This is a genomic window from Sphaerisporangium dianthi, from assembly GCF_042654065.1.
GTDB classification, from domain to species: Bacteria; Actinomycetota; Actinomycetes; order Streptosporangiales; family Streptosporangiaceae; genus Sphaerisporangium; species Sphaerisporangium dianthi.
Window position 1 is genome coordinate 128599 of record NZ_JBHSFP010000003.1, and the last position, 24780, is coordinate 153378.

Consider the following 24780-nt stretch of genomic DNA (forward strand, 5'->3'; position numbering starts at 1 on the left):
CGGCGCCGGCGCTACCGTGGGGCCGGAGGAGGGGACGATGCCGGGGATCAGCGAGGGGCCGTACTTCGAGGAGCTGGCGGCCGGACAGGTGTTCGGGGACGCGCCGGGGGTGACCCTCACCGAGGGGCTGGCGGCGGCGCACCAGGCGATCGTCGGCGACCGGCTCAGGCTGCCGCTGGACGCGCACCTGGCCCGGGAGGTCACGGGCGCGGGGACGCCGGCCCATCCGGCGCTGGTGTGGGACGTGGCGATCGGCCAGTCCACCCTGGTCACCCACCACGTCAAGGCGAACCTGTTCTACCGGGGCCTGGTCTTGCGCCGGATGCCGCTGATCGGCGACACGTTGCGCACCTCCACCGAGGTGGTGGCCCTGCGGCAGAACCGGCCGAGGCCGGGCCGCCGCCCCACCGGCCTCGCGGCCCTGCGCATCACGACGGCCGACCAGGACGGCCGGCCGGTGCTGGACTTCTGGCGGTGCGCGATGATCCCCCTGCGCGACCCTGACACGCGCACCGGCCACGACGCCGACCTCGGCCGGGTGGGCGAGGAGGCCGGCGACGCCGGCCTTCTCGCGGCCGCCGGTCGGCTGCTGGCCGGCTGGCGGCCCGGCCGGTTCAGGGAACTTGCCGGAGGCCGTCACTTCGCCGACGTGGCCGAGGGCGAGCGGTGGGAGGTCGGCGGCGGGGACGTGGTGTCCTGCGCGCCCGAACTGGCCAGACTGACGGGCAACGTGGCGCAGGTGCACCACGACGCGCGGGCGGCGGGCGGCGCGCGGCTGGTCTACGGCGGGCACACGATCGGCCTGGCCCTGTCCCAGGCCGCCCGCGCCCTGCCCAACCTCGTCACGGTCGTGGCCTGGCACGGCTGCGACCACCTCGGCCCGGTGCACGAGGGCGACACGCTGTCCAGCGAGATCAGCGTGGAACGCCGCCAGGAGCTCCCCGGCGGCGGAGGGCTGGTCCACCTGCGCTCCCTGGTCACAAAGCCCGGCGCCGAACCCTCCGGCGTCCTCGACTGGCGTTTCGTCGCCGTCATGGCGTGAGATCACGTCCGGCGGGACAGGCCGGCGAGGTCCGTTCGACGATCTCCATTCGGGTGGGTTCGGGGTGTCGGGGGCTGATGAAGACGACCTCGCGGCGGTCGGTCTCCTCGGCGAGCCTTGCCAGGTGGGATGTGCCTTCGGCGTCCAGGCCGATCGAGGTGGCCGCCGCCGCGCGTTCCCCGCCGTGGACCACCCGTTGAATGATCTTCGTGCCGGTGTTCACGATGAGGCCGTCGGAGACGGCGAGCAGGCTCTGGTCGGCGAACACCAGGCCAAGCCCGTCCGCGCGCGCCTCGGCGACCATCTGGTCGACGAAGGTGGTGAGGGCATCGCGGGCCGACAGCAACTCGCCGCCGGGGACGGCTCCCGCGGGTGCCAGGCGGTGCGCCTCGTCGATCACGGCGAGGTGGCGCAGATCCTCGTCCTGATCGCCTCGCGCCGCCCGTTCGACGGCCTCGCTGCGGTAGTGCCCGCACAACAAGGCGAACAGCAGGAGCGTGAGGGTGACGCGCTCGTCGTCGCAGAAACCCGCACCCAGTTCGACCAGGATCCGCCGGTTCCACCATCTCCTGGCGGACCGCACCGCGGTGAGCCCGCGCGTCGCCTCCGGCTCGCCGCCGCCGAACACCCGGTAGAGGGCGCTCTTGCGCAGCCCTTCCCAACGTTGCGCGAAATGCCCTTCGGTGTCGCGGAACCACTCGGTGGAGAACTCCTCCGGCCCCTTGATCGTCTTCAGGAACTCAGGCGAGATCGCGATCAGGTCGTCGATGACCGGGATCTGGTCGCGGTGCCGCAGCAGGTGCTCGCCCGTCACCCCGAGGAAGTGGTTCCAGGCGCGCTCCTCGTCGCCGCACTCGGGGCACGCCTTCAAATGGCGGTCCCGGTAGAGGTGCCTGACCATCGAGCCGAGCAGGTCGAACGCGACCCGGTTGGTGGGGAACATCAGCGCGAGCGCCTGGGTGACGAGCTCGCAGTGCTGGTAGGCGCTGCCCTGCGGTGCCGGGAGGAAGGGATTGAACCGGACGGACTGATCACCGGACGCGAAGTCGATCCGGACCGCCCCGATCGCCTTCGCCACCCGCGCGAAGCGGCCCTGCAGCGGATCGATCAGCGTGATCGGCACGGCCGGCTCGGCGAACGCGGCGACCTCCTCGGTCACGTTGCCGATCGTGGTGGTCTTGCCGGAACCGGTCGTCCCGGTCACGAACATGTGCCGGGTCAGGCTCACCGCGGGCACCGTCACCGGCCGTCCGAGGACGAATCCGATGACGACCTCCCGCGCACCGGCCGCGCCGCCGGTCATCGCGAAGGGTATTCCCGTCGCCGCGTAGGAGGGCATCCGCGAGGGCGTGTCGATCCGGAGATAGGGCGGGAACGCCAGCAGGCCGGCCTCCTCGGGCGCGAACCCGGAGGCGCGCCGCTCGAGGTGACCGTCGACGGAGGGAGAGCCGCCGAGGCCCAGCTGCCTGCCGGCGTCGTCGACGGTCAGGGGCGTCAGCGGCAGATCGCGCAGCAGCGCGCCGTTCCGCCCCCGCATCGACGGCGACGTCGACACGGTGACCGCGACGAGTGGCGCCCCGACCGCCAGCGACCGCAGCTGACCGGTCGACGCGGGGTCGAGCCGTGCGGCCGGCATCGCGTCCAAAGCGTCGAGGGAGACGCCGGAGTATGACTGCTCGAACTCATCGGACCACTGCCGGGCGAACCGGACGTGGACGCACCCGCCGATCTCGGCCAGGCGCTGGAGGGTCGGGGCCCAGCGGGTCGACCGCTCCTCCGCGACCAGCGGCTCGGCGATCGGGACCCGGTAGCGGACGCCGTCCTCCGGCTTCTCCGGCAGCAGCGCCGTCCGGGCGGTCCCACCGCCGACGACGACCGCGCGCATCCTCCGGTAGACCTGTGAACCATCGCCCGCGCAGGCGCAGGACGTCACCGGAACCGGTCCGGCCAGCCGGAGGAACTCGGCGGCGTCGCCCAGCTCGTCGCCGAGGTCGTAGCCGTCCGGCACCTCGTAGCCGAAGCGTGCCCGGCCGTCGCCGTCGCTCCACATCCGGATCGCGAGATCGTGCAGGGACAGAGCGAACCGGGTGAACCCGGCGTAGCCTTCTCTGGCCCGCTCGGCCAGCCGCGGAGCCCGCACCAGATCGAACCGCGGCACCGCGACCACCTCGAACAGCGCCGGCATCTCAGGCGATCCAGCCGCTGAGGATCGCGGCCCACGCCAGGACGGCGCCGAGCGCACCACCGGCGATGGCGGCGAAGACCCCGAGCGCGAGCCGCCCCGCCGACCCCGGTGCGAACCGGCCGGGCTTCTGGTCGGCCCGGACGCGCAACGCCGTGGTCTCCTGCCGGAGGGCTTCGAGCGTCACCTGGATCTGCGCGAGCGCCGCCCGCATCCCCACGACATGTCCGTCCAGGCCCGTCATGCGCCTCTCGGCCCCGTCAAGCCGCTCGACGGTCGCGGGCGAGGCCTCCGCCAGCCGGTACACGTCGCTCGCGAGCCCGACGAGCGTCGAGTTCAACCGGAACCCGAGATCGTCGAGCTTCGCGTCGAACCCGGCCGCCTGCCGCCCGGACGACTCCGCCCCCGCCGATGCCTCGGCCCGCGCCGCCCGCGTCTCAGCCGTGAGCCCTTTCAGCAGCTCGGTGAGATCGCCCTGTCCCGCCGATGCCTCGGCCCGCGCCGCCCGCGTCTCAGCCGCGAGCCCTTTCAGCAGCTCGGCCAGATCGCCCTGACCCGCCGAGAACTCGGTCGCGGAGTCCGACTGGGCCTCGATGAGCTCGTCCAGGCGTCCGTTGACCCGGTCGATCGCGCCGCCCATCATCCGGTCCCGGTCGGCGAGCCCGTCGGTGAGCTCCTCCAGCCGACCGTCGATCTCCTGCCGCACCGCTTCGACCGGAGGCCGCATGACCGCCTCCACCACGGAGCGGAAGGTCAGGAAGCCAGGGTTCCCGCTGTCCGTCATCGCCTTCCCACCAGGTCATCGAGATCCATCAGAAGCCGGAGCGCCGCGACGGCCGTCACGATCTGGTCCGCCTCCGTCATTCCGGGAAGAGAGCCGATCATCTCGGTGACGGACGCGTGGTTCGCCGCGTGCAACTCGCCCGCCAGCCGGTTCACCATGGCGAGGGCGTCCCGGTCGTTCTCGCGCTCGGCGGCGGCTTCCCGCCGCTCCTCATCGAGCGAGGCTTCCGCCTCCTCGACCGGTGTCACCCTGGCCATCGCCAGCGCCCGCGCCCGATGCGCGGCCGTGTGGGCGACCTGATGTCCGGCCTCCAGCCGCGGGGTTCCCTCCCGGGCGTGCGCCGTGAAGCGCTCGGTGACCCAGGCTCGCGTGGCCACCCCCGTCGAGACCATCCGTTTGTAGCAGGGGACCGCCGGCACCCGGCTCGAACACCACCAGGAGCAGAAGATCCGGCAGAACATCAAGGAGTCGTACTTGTCCCTGATCTCCGACGCCTTCACCGGCAGGAGCGGCTCGACCGGCATGACCACCGGCTGGAGCGCGGCAGCGGTCTCGTCGTACCAGCTCTGCCAGATCGCCCGGGCGTCCTCGGCGTAGGCGGCCTTCTCCTCGAGCTGCCGGTCCGGCAGCCTGGTGACGACACCGGCGATCGGCAGGTCGGGCAGCCTGCGCGGCGACCTGCCCGACAGCCGCGAGACGGCGGTCTTCCACGTGGTGAGCGCCGTGGCGGCCGCCACGCGTTCCGCTTCGCGTTCGGCGTGGGCGTCCTGAGCCAGCCGCAGGTCGCCGGCCGCTCGCTCCAGCCGCCCCATGGCCACGCCGATCCGCTGCTCACGTGCGGCTTCGGCCCGGCGCACCCGCAGGACGACCCGTCCTCGCACGTTCATGGCGGCACGGTAGAACGACGAGGTGTCCGCCCCGCTTTCCATCATCGACCGCAGCTGAGCGAGCGACTCCGCGTTGACGCGGCCGGCGATCTCGTGGGTGTCCGGGTGCTTGGACGGGTAGCCGCGCCACGATCCGCCGAGCTCGATCGGAAAGCAGCGGTCGAGCAGCGGGGCGCGGTCGGAGATCGCGTGTGTGCCGGCGAACTGGGTGACCTGCCAGTCCCGCAGCAGGGCGAGGGCCTCGTCCGTTCCGGTCCCGGAGGGCAGTCCGGCAAGGATGTCCTGGCCGTTGGTGTCGGTGAAGGAACGGGTGAAGACGAACATGTACCGCTCGGGGTTGTCCTTCCAGTCGGCCAGGTGGTGGTTGTCCTGGATGGCCGCGTCCTTGAACGCTTCGTACATCTTGTTGACGGACACGACGAACGCCACGCGCGAGACCGTGGGCGAGAAACGGTCGACCAGCCGGCGGGCCAGGGCGCGTTCGTCCGGGTTCTGGGCGAACAACCCGAGCAGATCCAGCACCTCGGCTCCGACGGCCCGCTCGCGGTGGCCGTACCGGCGGGGAACGCCGATCGCCACCGGAGCACGTTCCACGTCCCACAGCGTGCCTCCGTCGCGGTCACGGAATCCGGCCAGCCGCGCGGTCAGCGCCGTGGAGTCCAGGAACTCGGGCCCGTCCTGGTCGGTGAACTCCCAGAACTCACCGGTCTCGTCGGACGACCAGCCGTAGCGGACCGGAAAGGAGGTCGAGGACCGCCCCACCTCGCGGCCGGCGCGGAGCACGTCGTGGACCTCCTCGGCATGCTCGGGATCGACCACGCCGAGCACCTGTATGGCGAGGCACGTCTTCCCGGCCTGCGAGTCGCCGACGAGCATCGTGGTCACATGCCGCGACGCCCTGTCGATCGGCCGGCCGGTGAGCTTCTCGAAGGCGTCGTCGAGGGCATGGTCGGCCCACCCCCACCGTGCCCGCTGGTGGGAGTTCCACAGCGCCCCGTTCCACGGGTCTACCGCCACGACGCCTCCATCAACATGCGGTCCTGGATGGTGCGCGCCTTGTTGAGGACCGCCAGATGATGCAGGGACTGGTCGGCCTGGGCGTCGAGGCCGGTCGCCTGCCGGTAGAGGCTCTCGAACGCGGTGAAAGTGACGTCCAGGAGCTCCCGCACCGAGCCGATGGTCGCTTCGGTGACGGAATCCTGATAGCCCGCGAGGAGCGAACGGGCCGCGTGGCCGCGGTTCCAGCCCGTCTTCTTGATCATGCCGATGACCTGGGGCAGGAGGGTGCTGAGCAGGACCGGCACGAGCCCTCCGCCGGCGGCGCCGAGCATGACCATGATCCACGACAGGTCGGGCGCGGCGGCCCGCGGCGGCTCATCACCGGAAGGCGGCCGGTGGTCCGGCCACAGGAAGACGCTGAAGGCGTCGAACCCCGCGATCGCTCCCTGCGGGAGGGAGCTCGTGGGGCGCTGGTCCGCGGCCGCTCGTGTCATCCGCTGGGCGTTCAACGCCAGGTAGGGCAGGGCCCGGGCGGTGGTGGTCAGCGCGAGCCCCTCGGTCTTCCCGGCCGCCAGCCGGTTCAAGGTCTGCTGGATGGTGTCGGCGGAGGCGGCGAAATTGATGGACCGCCCCTCCAGTTCGGCGACGGAGGCGATGACGTCGTCGCACACGGCCCGCACGTCGGCCGGTGGGTAGACCCGCTCGCAGAGCAGCCGCAACCGCAGCGCCGCTTCCGGCGACCCGCTGAGCCAGAGCTTCCAGTCGTCGAAACGAGTCCGCTTGAGCTCCGCGACGAGCAGTTCCTCCCGTCCCCGCATGTAACCCTCGAGCGCGTGGGGCAGCTTCTCCCCCAGTCCTCGCAGGACGGTGACGAAGCGACTCTGGTATTCCTTCTGGTACAGGCGGACCTTGGAGCAGTCGTCCGGCGGGGTCGCGTGGAAGCGCCGCGCGGCCTCGTCCAGATGCGTCTTCACCTCTGCGAACAGCGCGTCGCGCAGCCGCCTGCCGGCCTGCCGGGACAGCGCGGACGACCGGCCCAGGCGTCCCAGCGATTCCTGGACGTTCGCGCGGAGCCGTCCGAGCTCCTCGTCGCCGCTCAGAACGAACAGGCTCGACGGCCGCACGTCGTACACGGCCGCCGCCCGCTCGCGCACCGTCGCCAGGTCGTCGGGGTCGTCGTATCGGGCCACCACGACCTGACGCTCGATCGACGCCTCGATGAGCGCGAGCGAGATGATCGCCTCGCTGTCCAGAGCGAGGTTCTGCTCTCCGGTCACCGCGACGCAGACGGGCAGGAGACCGAGCGCCTCCCTCATCCACCGCTGCCACCGCTCGTTCCGCGACGGCTGGTTCCGACGATCGTCGGCCCGCTCGAACCCGGGTAGCAGGAGCACACCCTGGCCGTCCTGCCAGCCGTCGCCGGCCGGAAGCTCCAGGAGACACATCAGGGTCGATTCGTCCTGCCCGCGGACCGCCCGGTGCCACGCCTCCACACTGTCGACCGCCTCGCGCCGGTAGCTCTGCGGACCCGGCGCCTGAAGATAGGTCGAGGCCGACACCGCGCCGGCACCGGTCCGGTGCACGATGGCGACCGGCACCCTCTCACCCTGGCCGGGGGCCGGAACCAGCCACTGAGCGGCGGCGGGGAACAGCCGCGACGCCAGTTCGGTCTTTCCGATGCCCTGGTCACCCGCGATCGACGCCAGATTCCAGCGGGTGACGAGGTCGATGAGGGCCAGGGAGCGGAGGGTGTCCTCCATGGAGTGGTCGGGAGCGATCTTCCTGATCTCCGACTCGAGCCGCCCGAGGCAGGACAGCAGTTCGGGGATCAGGCTCGTGACGTGCGGCTGCTTCTCCAGGGCCGGCCTGGGGGACTCCGATACCGTCATCGGCTCTTCCTCATTCGGATCGTGGTGAGAGGGTGGTGGGTTCCGCCGGTGGAGCTCGGCCGCGGCGTCTCCGGGTCGGGGTCGTCCACCACACGGGCCGGAACCACCCGCTCGGGATGGCCGACGATGACGTTCGCCCGGTTCTGCAGCGTGGTCGATCCGGGTATCCAGTAGTCGCCGTGCCGATCGACCATCCCGTGCGCGGTGTGCTCGTCGGCGGGCAGCCGCTGGAGGAACTCCGTGGGATCGACGCCGTGCGCGAGCTCGTGGACACCGGGCGGGATGCCGCCGTTGAGGCCGTGGTCGATCTGCTTGAGCGTGCCGCTGTGCACGATGAAGTCTCCCTGGATGGTGCCGGCCCACATGTCCTCGGCGGGCATGTGCAGCGCCTCGGGGGAGTCCACGCCGAGGCCGGGTGAGCCCAGGAAGATCGCCCGGTCGACCAGGGACGACAGGCCGTCATGGGCGAGGGCGTCGCCCGCGAGGACCGTGCCGTAGCTGTGGGACTCCAGGATCACCTCGAGGCCCGGGTTGGTGTTCTGGGCGCGGAGCTTGGCGACGAATTCGGTGAGCTCGGGCGCGGCGGCCTTGGCGATCTGGGTGGAGTTGGCGGCGATGAGGCCGTTCGGAGGGCCGTAGAGCCAGTAGACCGCGGCCGTCGTACGCCCCGGATCCGCGTCGGCGATGGCGTTCAGCTCCAGGCGGGTCCGCTCCAGCTCTTCGGCCGTGTCCATGATCGACTTGTTCATCCCCTGGACGCGGGCGACGATCCGGTCAGCGGTGCGCGGGTCACCGATCACGACCGCGATCCGGTTGTCCCGGAGATTCATCTCCACGATCCGGACCGGCAGTTCCTGCGAGACGCCTCCGCCCTCCACGACCATCGGACGGCCGACCGCGTCACGGACCGACGCGACGATCTCTCGCGTGCGCTCGGCGGTGACGAGCCGCAGCGCGGCCTTCTCGTCCTCGGGGGTCGGCTCGAGACCGGCGGCGGCCCGCTCGACGACCTGCTCGTACTCGAACCGGGCCGCGTTCGCCCTGGCGACGTCCCGGTCGAACACGTCGGCGAGGGCCCTGCGGTTCGCGGCGTCCAGCGCCTCGATATCGGAGAGGTCGCCGGGCGTACAGGAGATCGCGTGGTGGGAGGAGGTGGTCCCGTGGTCCGGGAGGGAGGCGAGGATCAGGTCGTCGGCCATCGCCGCGCCGGCGTCTTCGATCTCGCCCGCGACGGCCCTGCCCTGCTCCCTGACGGTGTCGGCGACCGCCCGTCCGGCGGCCTCGACGCCCGCGGCCATGGCGCCGGCGTCCGTGCCGGCGGCGCGGAGGAGAGCGGCTGCTCCGGCCCCGATGGAGGCGACGGAGGCGGCCGTGTCAGCGGCGTCGTGGGCCGCCGCCGCGAAGGTCTCCGCGGCCCCGGCGGCGGCGTCGCCCGCCGCCCGGAGGAGGGCGTCCGCCTCGGCCGCCGCCCTCGCGGACTCCTCGGCCACGCCGCGGGCGACTCCGCCGGCGGCCTCCGAGACCTCCCGAACCCCCTCCACCACCAGCCGGGCCGCGCCGTTGACGGCCTCCGCGCCGGCTTCGGCGGCGACGGCCACCTCGGCGCCGGCCAGCCGGGCCTCCATCGCGCCGAGATCGGCGACGGGTCCCTGAGCGGGGGGATCGGCCGGGGTGACACCGTCGACGGCGCGGTTCGTCGCCTCGGCGACCGCGTCCTTCGCCGTCGTCGCCGCTTCGGCGGTCGCGGTCGCGGCCCCGGCGACGGCCCGCCCTGCCTCGTGGACGAGCCTCGCGGTGGTGTCCGCACCACTCGCGAGGATCCCGGCCGCCGCCGCGGTGATCCGGGCGGTGTCCTCGGCGAGCCTGGCGGTCGCCGCCGCCGCGTCCCGCGCGGCGTCGGCGGCGTCCTCCGCGACCCGGTCGGCGGAACGCGCGAGGTTGCCGGCCGCCGATTCGGTGGCCTCCGCGGCCGCTTCCGCGCCGCGCGCGACCTGTTCGGCGACCTCTCCGGCGATCCGGGCGCCGTCCTCGGCGACCGTGCCGGCCGCGACGGCCGTGACGATGACGGCGTCAGCGGCCTCCTTCGCCGTGTCGATGACGGTCTCGGCGACGTGCACGGCCGTCCCGGTCAGCATGCCTGTGGTCTGTTCCGGCTCATCACTCATGGCGCATCCCGGCCTCACGAAGCACTCATGTGTACATGGAGAGAATCATTTGAAGATCAAATAAGACGCTGACTTAGCGAGTATCGCTGGCAAAAACCCCATTCGACAAGGGATTTGAGTCACTAGACCCAGTCCTGCGCTGTCCAGTTTGCTCGGGACAACTGGACGTCGGCTTGACCCTGTTGAACGCACTGCTAGCTTGAGCAGGGTGAATGTCGAAGATCAAGATCCCCGGCAGGCGTTCTTCGAGGCGATCCGTGAGGTCTACCGGCTGGCCGGCCGTCCGAGCTACCGGACGCTCGCCGAGAACACCGGAATCGCCAGCGCCACGATCGGCAACCTCCTCAACGGCGTCGGTACGCCCCGCTGGTCGACGATCGCCCCCTTCGTGGAGATCTGCGATCCGGGAGACGTCACCGGGCACGTCGACCTGCGGGCATGGCGCCTCCGCTACCTCGAGACCTTCGAGGACCTCGCGCCCGCCGGGGAGCCGGCCGCCGACACCTCCCACCAGCTCATGCGGCTCAGCTCGCAGCTCCACGCGATCACCGACGGGCAGGACCCGATCCTGGAGCTGCTGGTCCGCAGCCGGGTCGCCGAGTTCGCCGACGAGGTGGCGGCATGGGACCGCGACGGCATCGTGCTGAGCAGACCCTCCTCGCACGCCAGGCTCGTCGACCATTACCGGCACTCGAGCACCATCCAGGCGGTGACGACGCCGGGCTTCATCTCCATCTGGGACACCGCCCAGGGCAAGGAGCTGGAGAAGGCCTGCGCCCGGCCGGACTGCACCTGTGTCCGGATCTTCCGGTACTCCACCGCCGCCGAGGCGAACGCCCAGCGGACGATGATGGGACGGCATGCCGACCTCGGCATCGAGGTCCTGGTCCTCATCGAGGCGGAGATACCCGACATCGAACGCGGTGTGCCGACCGACCTCGGGATGATCCGCGACTACGCCGTCATCGACGGGAAGTCGATCGTCCAGTCAGTCGAGGACGCATCCGGGGACACCATCGCGGACCGCTGGTTCCTCAACGACACCCGCCGGACCCTTCCCTACCTGGCGCACATCGAGAGCATGCGGCGGCACGCCCAGCCGTTCGCCCGGTTCGCGTCCCGCGGCCCGGACCGTCGATGAGCTCCACCACCAGCCGCTCCACCACCAGCCGCTTCACCGTCGGCCGCTTCACCGCCGGCCGCGTCGACGTGCGGCGATCATCGAGCGTCCGCGGAGAGGTGATCCCTTTGGCCCGCCGGTCCAAGCGGGCCAAAGGGTGAACACCTCAGCGTCGGACGTCTCCGGCGGCCGGCGGGTCTTCGGGGGTCATGACCGCATCGGGACACCGCCACGCCCCGGCCGGCCGGCCACGACAGGCCGACCGGCGGAGCATCGCTAGGGCGCCCGGAACTCTGTCGGGTTCCACTTGACGTAGTCGCCCCACCACAGGTTGGCCTCCACTTCGAAGTCGTTGACGGCCGCCGGATGGCCCGTCTTGTACTCGGAGTAGGCGGAGGCGGCGCCGTACTTGGCGATGAAGCCGGTGGCCGGCAGGGACTTCGCCCACTGCTCGGAGTGCACGGCCTCGCGCTCTTCGAGGTTCGGCCCGTGTTCGCCGGCCTCCGCGCGGCCGGCGACCTCGGCGACGTCGTCCCGTCGTCCTCCAGTTGAAGGGGCGGAACGTCGGCACCAGCGGCAGGATGACCCGCCCGGACCCGCGGTGGCAGCCGCCGGGCGGCGCCGTGGGCGCCGGTCCGGGGGACGGGAGGGTTTTCACTGGGCCGAAAGCTGCGGAAAGCCGGTCGGAACCCGCCGTTCACGAGGGTCTGGACGCCGGCTCGCGTCCTCGCCGGCCGCCGCTCCGGGTTACGCGCCGGAGAAAACCGGGACTTCGGCCCGGCCGCGCCGACGCCGATGGAACACGGTGGAACGCCTATCCCAGGGAGGCGAACGACAGGGCCTCCGGGGGCGTGAAGGGGACACGGGCATCGCCGCGCGAATCGGCGTGCCCGTCGCTCCGCGCGTCACCTCACGGGTCGGCGCGTCAAAGGGGGAGAGGCGGGGCGATGGACATCGCGGAACCGGACCAGCGTGTGATCGCGGAGGGGGAACGGCGCGCGCCCTGGGCGGCCGGCACGGGACCGCCGCGCGACGGCACGACGGGGCCCACGGGGGAGGGCGCGTCGGAGCCGACAGGGAACGGTGCGACGGGGCCGGCGGGGAACAACGGTGCGACGGGGCCGGCGGGGAACAACGGTGCGACGGGGCCGGCGGGGAACGGCGAGACGGGGCCTGTCGCGCCGCCCGGGAAGGGCGTGCTGCGGGACGGTAACTTCCGCCTGTTCTGGACCGGGCAGACGATCTCGCTGATCGGCGGTCAGGTCAGCCTCGTCGCCCTGCCGCTGCTGGCCGTCCTGACGCTGGACGCCGGATCGTTCGAGGTGGGCCTGCTGGCCGCGCTCGGCCGCGCGCCGTGGCTGCTGTTCGGGCTCCTCGCCGGAGCGCTGGCCGACCGCGTCCGGCGGCGCCCGCTGCTGATCGGCGCGGACCTGGTGCGGGCGGCGGCGCTGGCCTGGATCCCGGCCGCCGCCGCGCTCGGCGTGCTCACGATGGAACAGCTGTACGCCGTCACGTTCGTCGTCGGGTCCATGACCGTCGTGTCCGACGTCGCCGCCCAGTCGTTCCTGCCGAGCCTGGCCGCGCCCGCCCAGCTCGCCGACGGCAACAGCAAGCTGGAGATCAGCCGGGCGTCCGCGGAGGCCGTCGGCCCGGGACTCGGCGGCGTCCTGGTGCAGGCGGTGACCGCGTCGTTCGCGATCGTCGCCGACGTGGTGTCCTTCCTGCTCTCGGCCGTCCTGCTCGGCCGGGTCAAGGTGGACGAGCGGACCGTACGGGCCGGCGCCGGGGCCATGACCGGGTCCGGTGCCGGGACAGGTGCCGGGACCGGATCCGAGGCGGGAGCGAGGGCCGGGGCCGGGTCGGTCGCCGGCGAGGTGCGAGAGGGGATGCGCTTCGTCCTCGGCCACCCCCTGCTGCGGTGGAACGTGCTGGCGGCCGCGGTGGCCAACTTCTTCGGCAACATCCTGCTCGCCATCCTGGTGCTGTACATCCTCAGGGAGATCGGGCTGGCCCCGGCCATGATCGGGCTGGTCCTCGGTCTCGGCAGCCTCGGCGCCGTCCTCGGCGCGGCGGTCGCGCAGAGGCTGATCCGGCGGATCGGCTTCGGGCCCACGCTCACCGCGGGCCTGGCGACGACCGCGGTGGGGGGCCTGCTCCTCGCCGCGGTGGACGGGCCCTACGCGCTGCGCGTGGCCTGGGCCGTGGCGGCCATGATGCTGCTGCTCGCGGGCGTCCCCCTCTTCGACGTCGCGGTGGTCACCCTGAGGCAGCTCATCACCCCGCCCCGCCTTCTCGGCCGCGCCAACGCGACCATGCGTTTCCTCGTCTTCGGCACGATGCCGCTCGGCGCGCTCGCCGGCGGCCTGCTCGGCGAGCACGCCGGGCTGCGGACGGCGGTCCTCGTGGCCGGCGCCGGCCTGGCCGGGCCCGTCGTCATCGTGCTGGTCTCCCCGCTCTCGCGGCTGCGCTCGCACCTGCCGCCGTCCGAGACGCGCCTGCCGACGCCCGGGGCGCACCCGCCGCCGGCCGAGGCCCACCCGACGCGGCCCGGGGCGCCTCCCGCGCCGGACGGGGCGTCATCCGAACCGCTTTCCGACATCACGACTTCTGGAGGAACCCCATGACCGCTGAGACGACCGGCAGGGCCATGCCCGCCGGCGCGCCGGCCCGCGGACCGCGGCGCCGCGCGATCCAGCTCACCGATCTGGACCTGGTGACCGTCGACACCACGGCGGGACCGTCGGCGCTCGTCCGCCCGAACGTCCCCGGCGTCGACCTGGCGCGCTGGCTCCAGGACAACCGCGACCGGGTGGAGCGGCTGCTGGCGGAGCGCGGCGCGATCCGCTTCCAGCGGTTCGACGTCACGACCGCCGCCGGCTTCGAGACCGTCTCCAGCGCCCTGTCCCCCGAACTGCTGAACTACGTGTACGGGTCGACACCGCGCAGCCGCGAGAAGGGCGGCGTGTACACCTCCACGGAGTACCCGCCGGACCAGACCATCCCCCAGCACAACGAGATGGCCTACTCCACGCGCTGGCCGATGAAGCTGTGGTTCTACTGCCAGTACCCGGCCGCCGCGGGCGGTGAGACGCCGCTCGCCGACAGCCGCCGGGTCCTGCGCCGCATCGACCCGGCCCTGCGGTCGCGGTTCGCCGGACGGGGCGTGCGGTACGTGCGCAACTACGGCGGCGGCCTGGACCTGTCGTGGCAGCAGGCCTTCGAGACCGAACGCCGCGAGGAGGTCGAAAGCACCTGCCGCGACCTCGGAATCGCCTACGAGTGGTTCGCCGACGGGCGGCTGCGCACCTGGCAGGTCTGCCAGGCGGTGGTGGACCACCCCGTGACCGGCGAGGCCGCCTGGTTCAACCAGGCCCACCTGTTCCACCCGTCGAGCCTTCCCGCCGAGGTCCGCGAGTCGCTGCTGGACTCGGCCGGCGAGGAGAACCTGCCCCGCAACGCGCTGTACGGCGACGGCACCCCGATCGAGGAGTCCGCGCTTGAGGAGATCAGGCAGGCGTTCGACGCCGAGACCGTCGCCGAGCCGTGGAGCGCCGGCGAGGTCCTGCTGATCGACAACGTGCTGATGTCCCACGGCCGCCGCCCGTACGAGGGGCCGCGGAAGGTGCTCGTGGCCATGACCGACCCCAATCCCGTCCCGGTGTCCCCGGCGGACGGCGACAAGCAGGAGGACAGCAAGTGACCACGTCATTCGAGGCCGCCCGCCCGGCCGCGCTGGAGGGCTTCCCCCTCTCGGCGCACCAGCGCGACGCCTGGCCGCGCACGGGCGTCGCCGGCGCGCCCACGATCACCTGCGCCGTGGACATCGACGGCGACCTCGACCGGAACGCGCTGCGCCGGGCGATCGCCGAGCTGGTACGCCGGCACGAGATCCTGCGCACGGGGTTCCACTCCGTCCCCGGCCTGACGCTGCCCGTACAGGTGATCAGCGCCACGGCCGGCGTGCCCCTCGCGGACCTCCACCCCGGCGAGCCCGTGCCCGGGGACGACGACCCGGTGGCGCGGTGGGCCCGCACCCCGGTCGACCTCACCGCCGGCGGGCTGCTCTCGGCGGCCCTGTGCCGGCGGTCCCCGCGCCGGCACACGCTGCTGCTGCGATTACCGCTGCTGTGCGCCGACGCCGCCGCCATGGAACTCCTCGTCCACGAGCTCGCTGCCCTGTACCGGGGTGAGCCTCTGGCCGACGAGGCCGGGCGGTGGCAGTACGTGGACCTGTCCGAATGGATGACCGACCAGGTCGCCGCCGCCCGCACCGGCAGCGCGGACCTCACCGGCGGCGCGGCGGTGGCGGCCGGCGCCGGAGCCGGGTCGCGCCCGGCGGGGGAGGGACCGCCCCGCCTGCCCTTCCAGCTCCAGACCGCGCTCCCCGACACCGCGGCCGTGCCCGCGGGGACCGGCGAGGTGGCCGTGGCGATCGGCGCGGCGGCGTGGAGCGGGGCCCGGCGGGCCGCCGAGCGGCTGGAGGTCCCGGTACGGGCGCTGCTCGCCGCGTGCTGGGCGGCGACGCTCCACCGCTACACCCGGCAGCGGTCGATGGTCCTGACCGTCGCCGTGGACGGCCGCGACGAGGCCGAGGCGCGTGGGGTGGCCGGGCCGCTGACCCGGGACATGCCCATGACCCTTGAGGTTCCGGAGACCCTTCCGTTCGAGGACCTGGCCCGCCAGGCCGCGCGGCTGGAGGCCGATCTGCGCACGGCCCGGTACCTCCCCGGCGCCGGCGACCTCCGGCCGGCGCCCGCGGGCGAGGAGTCTTTCCCGGCACACCCGGTGGCGTTCGCCCACCACGCCGTCGCCGCGCCGCCGCCCGGCGACCCCGCCTTCTCGGTCGGCTCGCTCGACCTCGGTCCGGGTCACCACCCGCTCGAGCTGCGTTGCGTCGAGCTACCCGGGACGGCGCGGCTCACGCTGCACCACTGCCCGAGGCGGTACGACCGCGCGGACGTCGTCCAGCTCGCGGCGGCCCTCGCCACGCTGATCACCCACGCGGCCGAAGAGCCCGGGACGCCCGTCGGCCTGCTGCGGCTGACCGGCGCGCCGGAGCCCCGCCCCGCCGTCTCAGGCGACGACCCCGCACTGGTGCACGAGCTCTTCGGACGGCACGCCGCCGCCACGCCGCACGCCACCGCGGTGGCCTTCGAGGACGACCACCTCACCTACGCCGAGCTGCACGGCCGCGCCCGTCGCGTCGCCGCCCGGCTCGCCGGCGCCGGCGTCCGGCCGGGGGACCTGGTGCCGCTGTTCGCCGACCGAGGGCTCGACGCCATCGCGGGCGTGCTGGGAATCCTCATGGCCGGGGCCGCGTACGTGCCGATCGAGCCGGTCACCCCGGCCAGACGGCTCGCCTTCCTGCTGGAGGACACCGGCGGGGGACCGGTCCTGACCCAGGCGCACCTGACCGGGCGGCTCCCCGCCGGATCGTCCCCGATCGAGCTGGACGGTCTGCGCGAACCGGCGACGGCCGCGGCCGCTCCGGGCGCGCTTCTCGCACCGGCGGAGCCCGGGGACACTCCGGACGCGACACGGGGCCCGGCGGAGGACTCGGCCGCCACCTCGCCGCCGGACCGTCACGGGCCCGCGTACGTGATCTACACCTCCGGGACGACGGGGACGCCCAAGGGAGTGGTCGTCGAGCACGACCAGCTCGCGCACTATGTGGCCGGCGTGACCGCCGCCCTGGGCGCGCCGGTCGCGGGCGGCTTCGCCATGGTCTCCTCGCTCGCCTCCGACCTGGGCAACACGGCGCTGTTCCACGCGCTGTGCAACGGCGGAACGCTCCATCTGATCTCCAAGGACCGGGCCTCGGACCCCGACGCGCTGGCCGCCTACTTCCGGCGGGCGCAGGTGGACCGCATGAAGATCGTCCCCTCCCACCTGCGCGCCCTGCTGGACGCGGCGACGCGGCCGAGCGACCTGCTGCCCCGCGTCGCCCTCGTGCTCGGCGGCGAACCCTGCCAGCCGGACCTGGTCGACCGGGTCGAGTCGCTCGCGCCGTCCTGCGCGGTGATCAACCACTACGGCCCGACGGAGACGACCGTCGGCGCGACCACGCACGCCGTCACCGCCGACGGCCTGGACCCGCGGTGCCGCACGGTGCCCATCGGCCGGCCGCTCGGCCGCACCAGGGTGCTGGTGCTCGACCCGTCCGGCAATCCCGTCCCCGACTGGGTGCCGGGCGAGGCGTACGTGGCCGGGCCCCAGGTGGCGCGCGGCTATCTGAACCGGCCCGACCTCACCGAGGAGAGGTTCGTCCCCGACCCGGCCGGCGGCGCGCCCGGCGCCCGCATGTACCGCACGGGCGACCGCGTCCGGCGGTTGCCCGGCGGCGCGCACGAGTTCATCGGCCGCGTCGACGACCAGGTCAAGGTGCGCGGGTTCCGCGTGGAGCCCGCCGAGATCGAGGCCGTGATCCGGACCCATCCGCGGGTACGCGACGTGGCCGTGCTCGCCCGCGAGGACGCCGCCGGCGACCGGCAGCTCGTCGCGTACACGGTGGCGCGCCGCGCGTGCGGCGCCTCCGGCCCCGTGGAGCTCGCCGGCCTGCGGGAGTTCCTGCTGGAACGCCTGCCCGACCACATGGTGCCCGCCGTGACGGAGACGCTGGACGCGCTGCCGCTCACCCCGAACGGCAAGGTCGACCGGGCCGCCCTGCGCGAGCGCGCGCCCGCGGCGGAGACGCACGGGCGTCCGGTCGTCGCGCCGCGGGACGAGGACGAGGCGCGGCTGCTCGCCATCTGGCAGGACACGCTGCGCACCCGCCCGCTGGGCGTCACGGACGACTTCTTCGAAGCGGGGGGCAACTCCCTGCTCGCCGTCCGGCTCATCGCCCAGATCCGCAAGCGGACGGGGCACAACCTTCCGCTCGCGTCCCTGTTCACCGACGGCACGATCGAGGCGATGGCCCGCCTCCTGCGCGCGGACGCCGGGGCAGGCCGGGACCGCCGGGACGGCGCCGCCGGGGACCCGATCACCGTGCCGATCCAGCCCCTCGGCGCGCGGCGGCCGTTCTTCTGCGTCCACGCCGGGGGCGGCACCGCGCTCGGGTACCGGGACCTGTCCCGTCACCTGGGCGCCGACCAGCCGTTCCACGCGATGCAGTCGCTCGGGCTGGACGGCGTCCAAGAACCCCTGCCGACCCTCGCCGAGATGGCCCGCCGCTACGTGGAGCGCATGCGCCGGATCCAGCCCGAAGGACCGTACCTCATCGGCGGATGGTGCCTGGGCGGGATCATCGCCTACGAGATGACCCGCGTGCTGCGCGCCCAGGGGCAGCGGACCGGCCTGCTGGTGCTCATCGACAGCGAGTCCCCGGCCACCGCCGCCGAGAGCCTGCGGGCCCAGGAGGGCGACGCCGGGGACCTGGACGACACGACCCTGCTCAAGCGCTTCGCCTGGCACTTCGGGATCGAGGACACCCGCGCCGACCTGGCCGACCTCACCGAGGAGCAGCGGCTGCGGCACCTGCTCGACCTCGCCCGGCGCCACGACGTGCTGCCGCACGACGCGGGACCGGAGCAGCTCGGCTGGCTGCTGCACGTCTACAAGAACAACATCCTGGCCGTGCACGAGTACCTGCGCACGTTCACGCTCGAGGCTCCGCCGGACCACCCGGTGGTGCTGTACCGGCCGGTGCGGGAGCTGGACGCCGGGCAGGACGTCGCGTTCGGCTGGACCGGGCTCGCCGGCGCGCGGCTCAGCGTCGAGCTGGTCCCCGGCGACCACCACACGGTCATGCGCCCTCCGGCCGTCGCCGTGCTCGCCGAGCGGCTGGCGACGCTGCTCGGCACCTGCCAGGAAGGATGGGAGTGCTGACATGCGGCCCGACCCCCGATGGAACGCGACGGCGCGGCCGTATCGCGTGGACACCATCCATGAGCTGGTGCGGGAGCAGGCGGCCCGGCGTCCGGACGCCGTCGCGCTGATCGACGGCGAGGTCCACGTGAGCTACGGCGTGCTGGACGCCGCCTCCGACGAGTACGCGGTGCGCCTGGCCGATCTGGGCGTCGGGCCCGGGACGATGGTCCCGGTCGTGATGCCGAGGTCGGCGCGGCTGGTGGCGGTGCTGCTGGCCGTGCTCAAGCGGGGCGCCGCGTACGGCGCCCTGGACCCCCGGTGGCCGGCCGGCCGGCTGGCCGCCCTTGCACGGCAGTGCGGCTCGATCGTGGTCGCCGGTGACCCCCTCCTTCCCGGCGACCCCGGCGACCCCGGCGGCCCCGGCGGACCTGATGGTTCCGGCGGACCTGATGGTCCTGGTCCGAACGGACCCGGGGTGCCGGGCGGATCCGCAGGATCCGGCGGCCGTGAGGGGCGCGGCGGCGGGGACTGGCCCGTGCCGGTCTGGGTGCCGCCGCCGGCCGGCCTCGCCGAGGTGGCCGCCACGGCGCGCACCCACGAGCCGGTGGCCGTGTCCGGGGACGCGCCCGCCTCCATCTTCTTCACCTCTGGCACGACCGGCGCGCCCAAAGGCGTCGTGTCGCCGCATCGCGGGACCGTCCGGTTGTTCCAGGACTGCGAGTTCGCCGTCTTCGACGAGCACACGGTCATGCCCCAGGCGGCCCCGCTGCCCTGGGACGCCTTCAACCTGGAGCTGTGGAGCACGCTGATGAACGGCGGGACGTCGGTGCTCGTCCACGGCGAGCACCTGCTGCCCGGGCGGCTCCGCGAGATGGTGGCCCGCCACGGCGTCGACACCCTGTGGCTGACCGCGTCGCTGTTCAACCTCTACGTCGACGAGGACCCGGCGGCGTTCGACGGCGTGCGGCAGGTCATGACGGGCGGCGAGCGCCTGTCGGTCCCGCACGTGCGGCGCTTCCTGGACCATCACCCCGGCATCAGCCTGCTCAACGCGTACGGCCCGGTCGAGAGCACGATCTTCGCGACGACCCACCCGATCACCAGGCAGGACCTCGACGCGCACGCGCAGGTGCCGATCGGCCGTCCCGTGGCCAACACCGCCGTGCACGTCCTCGACGGGGACCGGCCCTGCCCGGTGGGGCGGCGAGGCGAGATCTGCATCGCCGGCGACGGCCTGGCCGTGGCCTACCTGAACGATCCCGGCCTGACGGCGGGCAGGTTCACCACGGTGGACATCGACGGCGTCCCCACGCGGGTCTACCGCACCGGCGACCTCGGCCACTGGTCGGACACCGGCCTGCTGCACTTCGCGGGCCGGGCGGACCGCCAGGTGAAGATCCGCGGGAACCGGATCGAGCCCGCCGAGATCGAGCGCGCGGCCGGCGAGATCGCGGAGGTCGGCTGGTGCGCCGCCGTACCGGTGGAGGAAGGCGGGACGTTCCGGCGGATGGTGCTCTTCTACCGCGCCGGCGACGGCTCCTCCTACGGCTCCGCCGAGCGTGGCGCCGGCACCGCCGGGGGAGTGGAGACGGGCGCCGGCGACGGCATCGGCCCGGCCGAGGTGACCGCGCTGCTCCGTGCGCGGCTGCCGGGGTACCTGGTGCCGGACGAGGTGTGCGAGGTCCGGCGGATCCCGCTGACCCCGACCGGCAAGCTCGACCAGCGCGCCCTGCTGGACCTCACCTCCGCCGGCCGGCTCCGCGCGGGCGCCGCCGCGAGCGGCGGCGCCTCCGGCGGAGACCGGGCGGACGCCGCCACCCCCGCGGCGATCGGGCCGGATGCCGTCGTCCCCGCGGGTGACGGGCCGGGTGCCGCGGCGCCCGGCGGTGACCCGGGGCCGGTCGCCGCGCCGGGCTCTTCGCGGGATGAGCTGGCCGCCGTGTACGCCGAGGTGCTCGATCTGCCCGCCGTCCCGCATGACGTCCCGTTCTTCGCGCTGGGCGGCGACTCGCTGGCCGCGATGCGGTTGTGCACGCGGGTGGAGGCCCGCTTCGGCGCGACCGTCCCGATATCGCAGCTGTTCCGCACGCCCGAGGTGGCCGCGCTCGCCGCGTGGCTGGACCGCGCCCTGGCCGCGGAGACCGCGCGGGCCGAGCCGGGGGACACGGTCGACCCTCGCCGCGTGCCCCTGATGCCGATGCAGGTCGGGTTCCTGCTCAGGCACCTGATCGACCCCGACGACGTCTCCGGCCTGTGCCGGCTGGCGTGGTGGCTGGAGGGTCCGGTGAACGAGTGGGCGCTGGCCGGCGCGGTCCAGGACGTGACCGAGCGGCACGAGGCGCTGCGCGCGCGGTACGTCGTCGAAGAGGACGCGCTGGCGGTCGTGGCCGCCGGCGCGTCCACCGGCCGCGCGCCGCGGGCCGGCATCCCCGCCGGCTGGGAGGTGCTGACCGGCGCGCCCGACGAGGATGCCGCCTGGCAGGCGCTGGACGCGGCGCTCACCCGGCCGTTGCTCCTGGACGAAGGCGAGGTGTGGCGGGCCGGGCTCGTGCGGGCCCGCGACACCGGGCGGACGCTGTTCGCGCTGGCGGTGCACCATGTCGCCTTCGACGAGTGGTCTCAGGAGGTCCTGTGCGCCGACCTGTCCGCCGCCTACCGGTTCCGGCTGGACGAGGCCCGCGGTCAGGCGGGCCGTCCTCTGGCGGACCGGATCAAGGACGGCGGTCCCGAGGCGGACCGGCCGCGAAGCGCAGGGCGGTCCGGCGGCGGCCGGTTCCCGTGGGAGCGGCCCGCTCCGACGCTGGCGCGGGTGGTCACCGAGTATCGGCGGCAACTCCGTCACGCGGACCTGGCCGCCCAGCGCGAGTACTGGCGCTCCGCCCTGCGCGGACTCCCCAGACCGGCCATCCCGGCGATCCCGGCCGCCTCGGCGGTACCGGTGGTCTCGGCGGCTCAGGAGGGCCGGTCGCCGTCGGCGGCCCTGGACGTCCCCAGGATGCGGGCGACACCCGAGGCCCCCGCCGGGCCGGTGGGCGCGGCGGCCGGGCTGTCCTGGCGCGTCACCGCCGCCGAGCTGGCCGTCTGGGACCGCGCCGCCCACGAACACGGCACCACCCGGTTCGCGGTGCTGCTCGCCGCGTACGCCGACGTCCTGTACCGGCTCACGGGCCAGGGCGACCTGGCCGTCGGCACCCCGGTGGCGCGGCGCGGCGGCCCGGTTCTCAAAGACGCCCTGACCTGCCTGATCGACACGGTGTGCGTGCGGCTCCGTCCCGGGCTGGCCCGAGACCCGGGCACGCTGATCAGGCAGACCAGGGACGCCGCAGGGGAGGCGCTCGCCGCCGCCGACGTGCCGTTCAGCGAGGTCGTCGAGCTGGTCAACCCGGTACGGGAAGGCACGTCGAACCCGTTGTACCGGGTCATGTTCAGCCTGCACGACCGCAGGCCCGAGCTCCGGCTGGCCGGTTGCGCGGCGGAGTTCCGCCGTCCCGAGGCCGTGGACGCCACCTGCGACCTGGTCGCCGGGGTCTGGCCGGACGACGGCGGCGGCTGCGAGGTGCGCCTGGCCCACCGGACCGACCAGGTGCCGGAGGCCGCGGCCCGCGCCGTCGGCGAGGCGTTCGCCACCGCCCTGCGGGCCGGGCCGCACTCCTTGCGCGCGGAGCCGTACGCCCTTTTGGGCTGACCGCGCGCAAGGCCGGGCCCCGCCGGCGCGCTGACACGACAGCGCGCCGGCGGGGCTCTGGCGGGTGGTCAGCCGGGTTTGTAGGAGCAAAGGAGACCGGTATGGACGGTGGCGCGGAGCTCGCCGCCGAGGACGGGGTCGGCCTCGCTGATGCGGTTGAGCGCGCGGCGGATCGCCTTGCCGACGGCGATGCGGGCGCGTTCGTCGTCCCCGGCGAGGCGGCGGCCGCGGCCGCCGAGGCCGGCGGCGGAGGTCAGCTCGGCGACCAGCCAGTCCCGCTCGGCGCGCACGGCGGCGGCGCGCTCGAGGTCGTTCATCGCCTCGTGCTCCTCGATCTCCTCCGCCAGGCGGGACAGCCGCTGCTTGTAGGTGCGCTTGGCGGCCTCGTCCAGGACGGGCTGGTCGGACTCCCTGGCCGACTCGGCGTCCCGGTCGCGAGGACCTGAGGCCAGGTCGGCGGCGGGGATCTCGTAGCCCGGGTTGGCGAGCAGTTCGGCAAGGTGCCGCATGCCGACGCTGTGGTCGACGACCACGGTGCGGCCGCCCAGCTCGACCACCCACTGTTCGCCGCGCCGCCGGCACCGGGCCGCCGTCGTTCGCCGGCCGGAGAAGGGCCGGGCGGTGAAGCCCCGTCCCCCGCCGCCGGGCACGGTCATGCCGAGGGCCTCGGCGTCCTGCGCGGCGAAGGCGAGCTGCCGGTGGGCCTCCTCGTCCCTGGGCCCGTCGCGCAGCGCCAGCGCCTGCCCGAGGCGCGCCCGTGACAGGACGACGGCCGGGCGGTGCCCGATCGCGAGGTTGCCCTGGACGGCCGCGCGCAGGTGCTCCACGGCCCGGTCCAGGTCGCCGGCGGTGAGCGAGGCGACCCCGAGGCAGTGCCGCACGGATCCGAGGCAGGCGACGCCCAGGCTGACGATCACGGGCAGGTGCGCGAAGGGCGCGAGAAGGGCGTACGCCTGGGCGGAGGTCTCGGTGTCGGCGAGCAGGTGCGCCGTCTCCACCACCCCGTACATGGACATCAGCCAGGTGCTGGACCGGGGCAGGTCGGCCAGGTCCTGGCCGCGCAGGCGGGCCAGCATGGCGGACGCCAGGTGACGGTCGCCCGCCGAGGCCGCCGCCACCGCCAGGCCCGCGAACGTGGAGTTGTCCATCGCGCTGAGGTCGGGCGAGCCGACCAGCTCCGTCAGCACGGGGACCAGCTCCGCGGCGCGCCCCTGGTACCAGCGGATCGTGCCGAGCTGGGCCTGGTACCAGCCGACCGCGTCGGCGTCGCCGGCGGCGGCGCCTCGGGCCGCGCACGCGGCCGCGAGGGTCTCGGCCTCGTCGAGCCGGCCGCGGCGGATGCTCAGCATCACCTCGATCGCGCTGAGGACGAACGAGACGGCCAGGTGGTCGCGCCGGGCGAGCAGGGCCCGCAGCTCCTCCAGGCGGCGCTCGACGTGCGGGTCCCCCTCCGTGAAGGCGTCGACCGTCCGCCACAGCAGGCCCATCAGCAGGTCCCCGTGCCGGCCGCTGATCGAGGCGACCTCGATCAGCTCCTGGGCCAGGCGGCGCCGCAGCGCCTCGTGTCCCGGGCCGAGCACGCAGTGGTGGGCCAGGCTGAGCGCCTCGGCGAGCGCCACGGGGTCGCCCGCCCGCCTGGCCTGCGCGACCATGGCCAGGGTCGCGGAATGCCCGCCGTTGCGGTAGTCCTCCTCACCGGTCAGCCTGGCCCGCAGGCGTAGCGCGGGCAAGGACGCCGGGTCGGCCAGTGACAGCGCGTGGCGTTGCCGCACCCGTACCGTCGCCGCGTCGGCGGACGTGCGGTGCTCGTGCACCCACAGGCCGCCGAGCCCGAGCGCGGCGAGGGCCATCGCCTCCCCGTCGCCCCGGTGCTGCGCCGCACGGTAGGCGGTGTCGAACCATCGGCGGCCGGCCCGCAGGTCGCCTTCGGTGTGCAGCGAGCGTTCACCGGCCCGCAACGACGACTCCAGGTCGCCGCCCGCGATCCGGGCCATCTCCATCTGTGCCCCTGCCCCGCTCACAGCCTTCCTCCGTAGCGTCGGTCGATCCCGTCCCCGAGGGGCGCGTGGCGCACCCGGACCAGAGCCTGCTCGGGGCGCCTTGGAAGACGCTTTAAAGTTTTAGTAGCTCGTTAGGGCCGGTCACCGCCTTGTGGCGCCACAGAAAGGCGGCATGTCCAGATGAATGGCCTTATATCCGCTTGTTCCGGCGACGTGAA

14 protein-coding genes are annotated in these 24780 nt (G+C 73.8%); 7 read left to right on the top strand and 7 right to left on the bottom strand.

What is annotated here, in order from left to right; translation table 11 throughout:
* Positions 1-37 precede the first annotated feature (37 nt).
* Positions 38-1042 carry a MaoC family dehydratase gene (locus tag ACFO60_RS06700; RefSeq protein ID WP_380838288.1) on the top strand — a complete coding sequence of 335 codons (1005 nt, stop codon included), beginning with the start codon at positions 38-40 and terminating at the stop codon, positions 1040-1042.
* Here ACFO60_RS06700 and ACFO60_RS06705 read toward each other — a convergent pair.
* Genes ACFO60_RS06705 through ACFO60_RS06725 form a run of 5 tightly spaced genes read right to left on the bottom strand, consistent with a single transcriptional unit; the run spans position 1032 to position 9948 of the window.
* A complete protein-coding gene (locus ACFO60_RS06705; RefSeq protein WP_380838289.1) occupies positions 1032-3227 on the bottom strand; it encodes an ATP-binding protein in 2196 nt (731 codons plus the stop codon). The genes ACFO60_RS06700 and ACFO60_RS06705 overlap by 11 nt on opposite strands.
* A gap of 1 nt (position 3228) precedes the next feature.
* Positions 3229-4008, bottom strand: a complete 780-nt coding sequence (locus ACFO60_RS06710) for a hypothetical protein (RefSeq protein ID WP_380838291.1) — start codon at positions 4006-4008, stop codon at positions 3229-3231.
* Entirely contained in the window at positions 4005-5912 is a 1908-nt protein-coding gene (locus tag ACFO60_RS06715) for a hypothetical protein (protein ID WP_380838292.1), read from the bottom strand. The genes ACFO60_RS06710 and ACFO60_RS06715 overlap by 4 nt, the downstream gene beginning before the upstream one ends.
* Positions 5903-7783, bottom strand: a complete 1881-nt coding sequence (locus tag ACFO60_RS06720) for a hypothetical protein (RefSeq protein WP_380838294.1) — start codon at positions 7781-7783, stop codon at positions 5903-5905. The genes ACFO60_RS06715 and ACFO60_RS06720 overlap by 10 nt, the downstream gene beginning before the upstream one ends.
* The gene (locus ACFO60_RS06725; RefSeq protein ID WP_380838296.1) at positions 7780-9948 is read right to left on the bottom strand and encodes an alpha/beta hydrolase; all 2169 of its coding nucleotides are present in this window, start codon (positions 9946-9948) and stop codon (positions 7780-7782) included. Before ACFO60_RS06725 ends, ACFO60_RS06720 begins: the two co-directional genes overlap by 4 nt.
* Positions 9949-10156: 208 nt before the next feature.
* Here ACFO60_RS06725 and ACFO60_RS06730 point away from each other — a divergent pair, with 208 nt between their 5' ends.
* Both ACFO60_RS06730 and ACFO60_RS06735 read left to right on the top strand, forming a co-directional pair.
* Entirely contained in the window at positions 10157-11089 is a 933-nt protein-coding gene (locus ACFO60_RS06730; RefSeq protein ID WP_380838297.1) for a hypothetical protein, read from the top strand.
* Positions 11086-11229, top strand: a complete 144-nt coding sequence (locus ACFO60_RS06735) for a hypothetical protein (RefSeq protein ID WP_380838298.1) — start codon at positions 11086-11088, stop codon at positions 11227-11229. Before ACFO60_RS06730 ends, ACFO60_RS06735 begins: the two co-directional genes overlap by 4 nt.
* 115 nt (positions 11230-11344) lie before the next feature.
* On the opposite strand, the gene ACFO60_RS06740 is transcribed toward ACFO60_RS06735, so the two are convergent.
* A complete protein-coding gene (locus ACFO60_RS06740) occupies positions 11345-11530 on the bottom strand; it encodes a hypothetical protein (RefSeq protein WP_380838300.1) in 186 nt (61 codons plus the stop codon).
* 734 nt (positions 11531-12264) lie between these two features.
* On the opposite strand from ACFO60_RS06740, the gene ACFO60_RS06745 reads away from it, so the two are divergent.
* The 4 genes from ACFO60_RS06745 to ACFO60_RS06760 are packed head-to-tail and all read left to right on the top strand — an operon-like array spanning position 12265 to position 22562.
* Positions 12265-13692, top strand: a complete 1428-nt coding sequence (locus ACFO60_RS06745) for an MFS transporter (RefSeq protein WP_380838302.1) — start codon at positions 12265-12267, stop codon at positions 13690-13692.
* Complete coding sequence (locus ACFO60_RS06750) at positions 13689-14768, top strand: TauD/TfdA family dioxygenase (protein ID WP_380838304.1); 1080 nt, start codon at positions 13689-13691, stop codon at positions 14766-14768. Before ACFO60_RS06745 ends, ACFO60_RS06750 begins: the two co-directional genes overlap by 4 nt.
* The gene (locus ACFO60_RS06755) at positions 14765-18895 is read left to right on the top strand and encodes a non-ribosomal peptide synthetase (protein ID WP_380838305.1); all 4131 of its coding nucleotides are present in this window, start codon (positions 14765-14767) and stop codon (positions 18893-18895) included. The genes ACFO60_RS06750 and ACFO60_RS06755 overlap by 4 nt, the downstream gene beginning before the upstream one ends.
* A gap of 1 nt (position 18896) precedes the next feature.
* Positions 18897-22562 carry an AMP-binding protein gene (locus tag ACFO60_RS06760; RefSeq protein WP_380838306.1) on the top strand — a complete coding sequence of 1222 codons (3666 nt, stop codon included), beginning with the start codon at positions 18897-18899 and terminating at the stop codon, positions 22560-22562.
* Between the two features lie 68 nt (positions 22563-22630).
* On the opposite strand, the gene ACFO60_RS06765 is transcribed toward ACFO60_RS06760, so the two are convergent.
* Positions 22631-24583 (bottom strand): hypothetical protein, encoded by a 1953-nt coding sequence (locus ACFO60_RS06765; protein ID WP_380838307.1) that lies wholly within the window; start codon positions 24581-24583, stop codon positions 22631-22633.
* Positions 24584-24780: the final 197 nt, after the last annotated feature.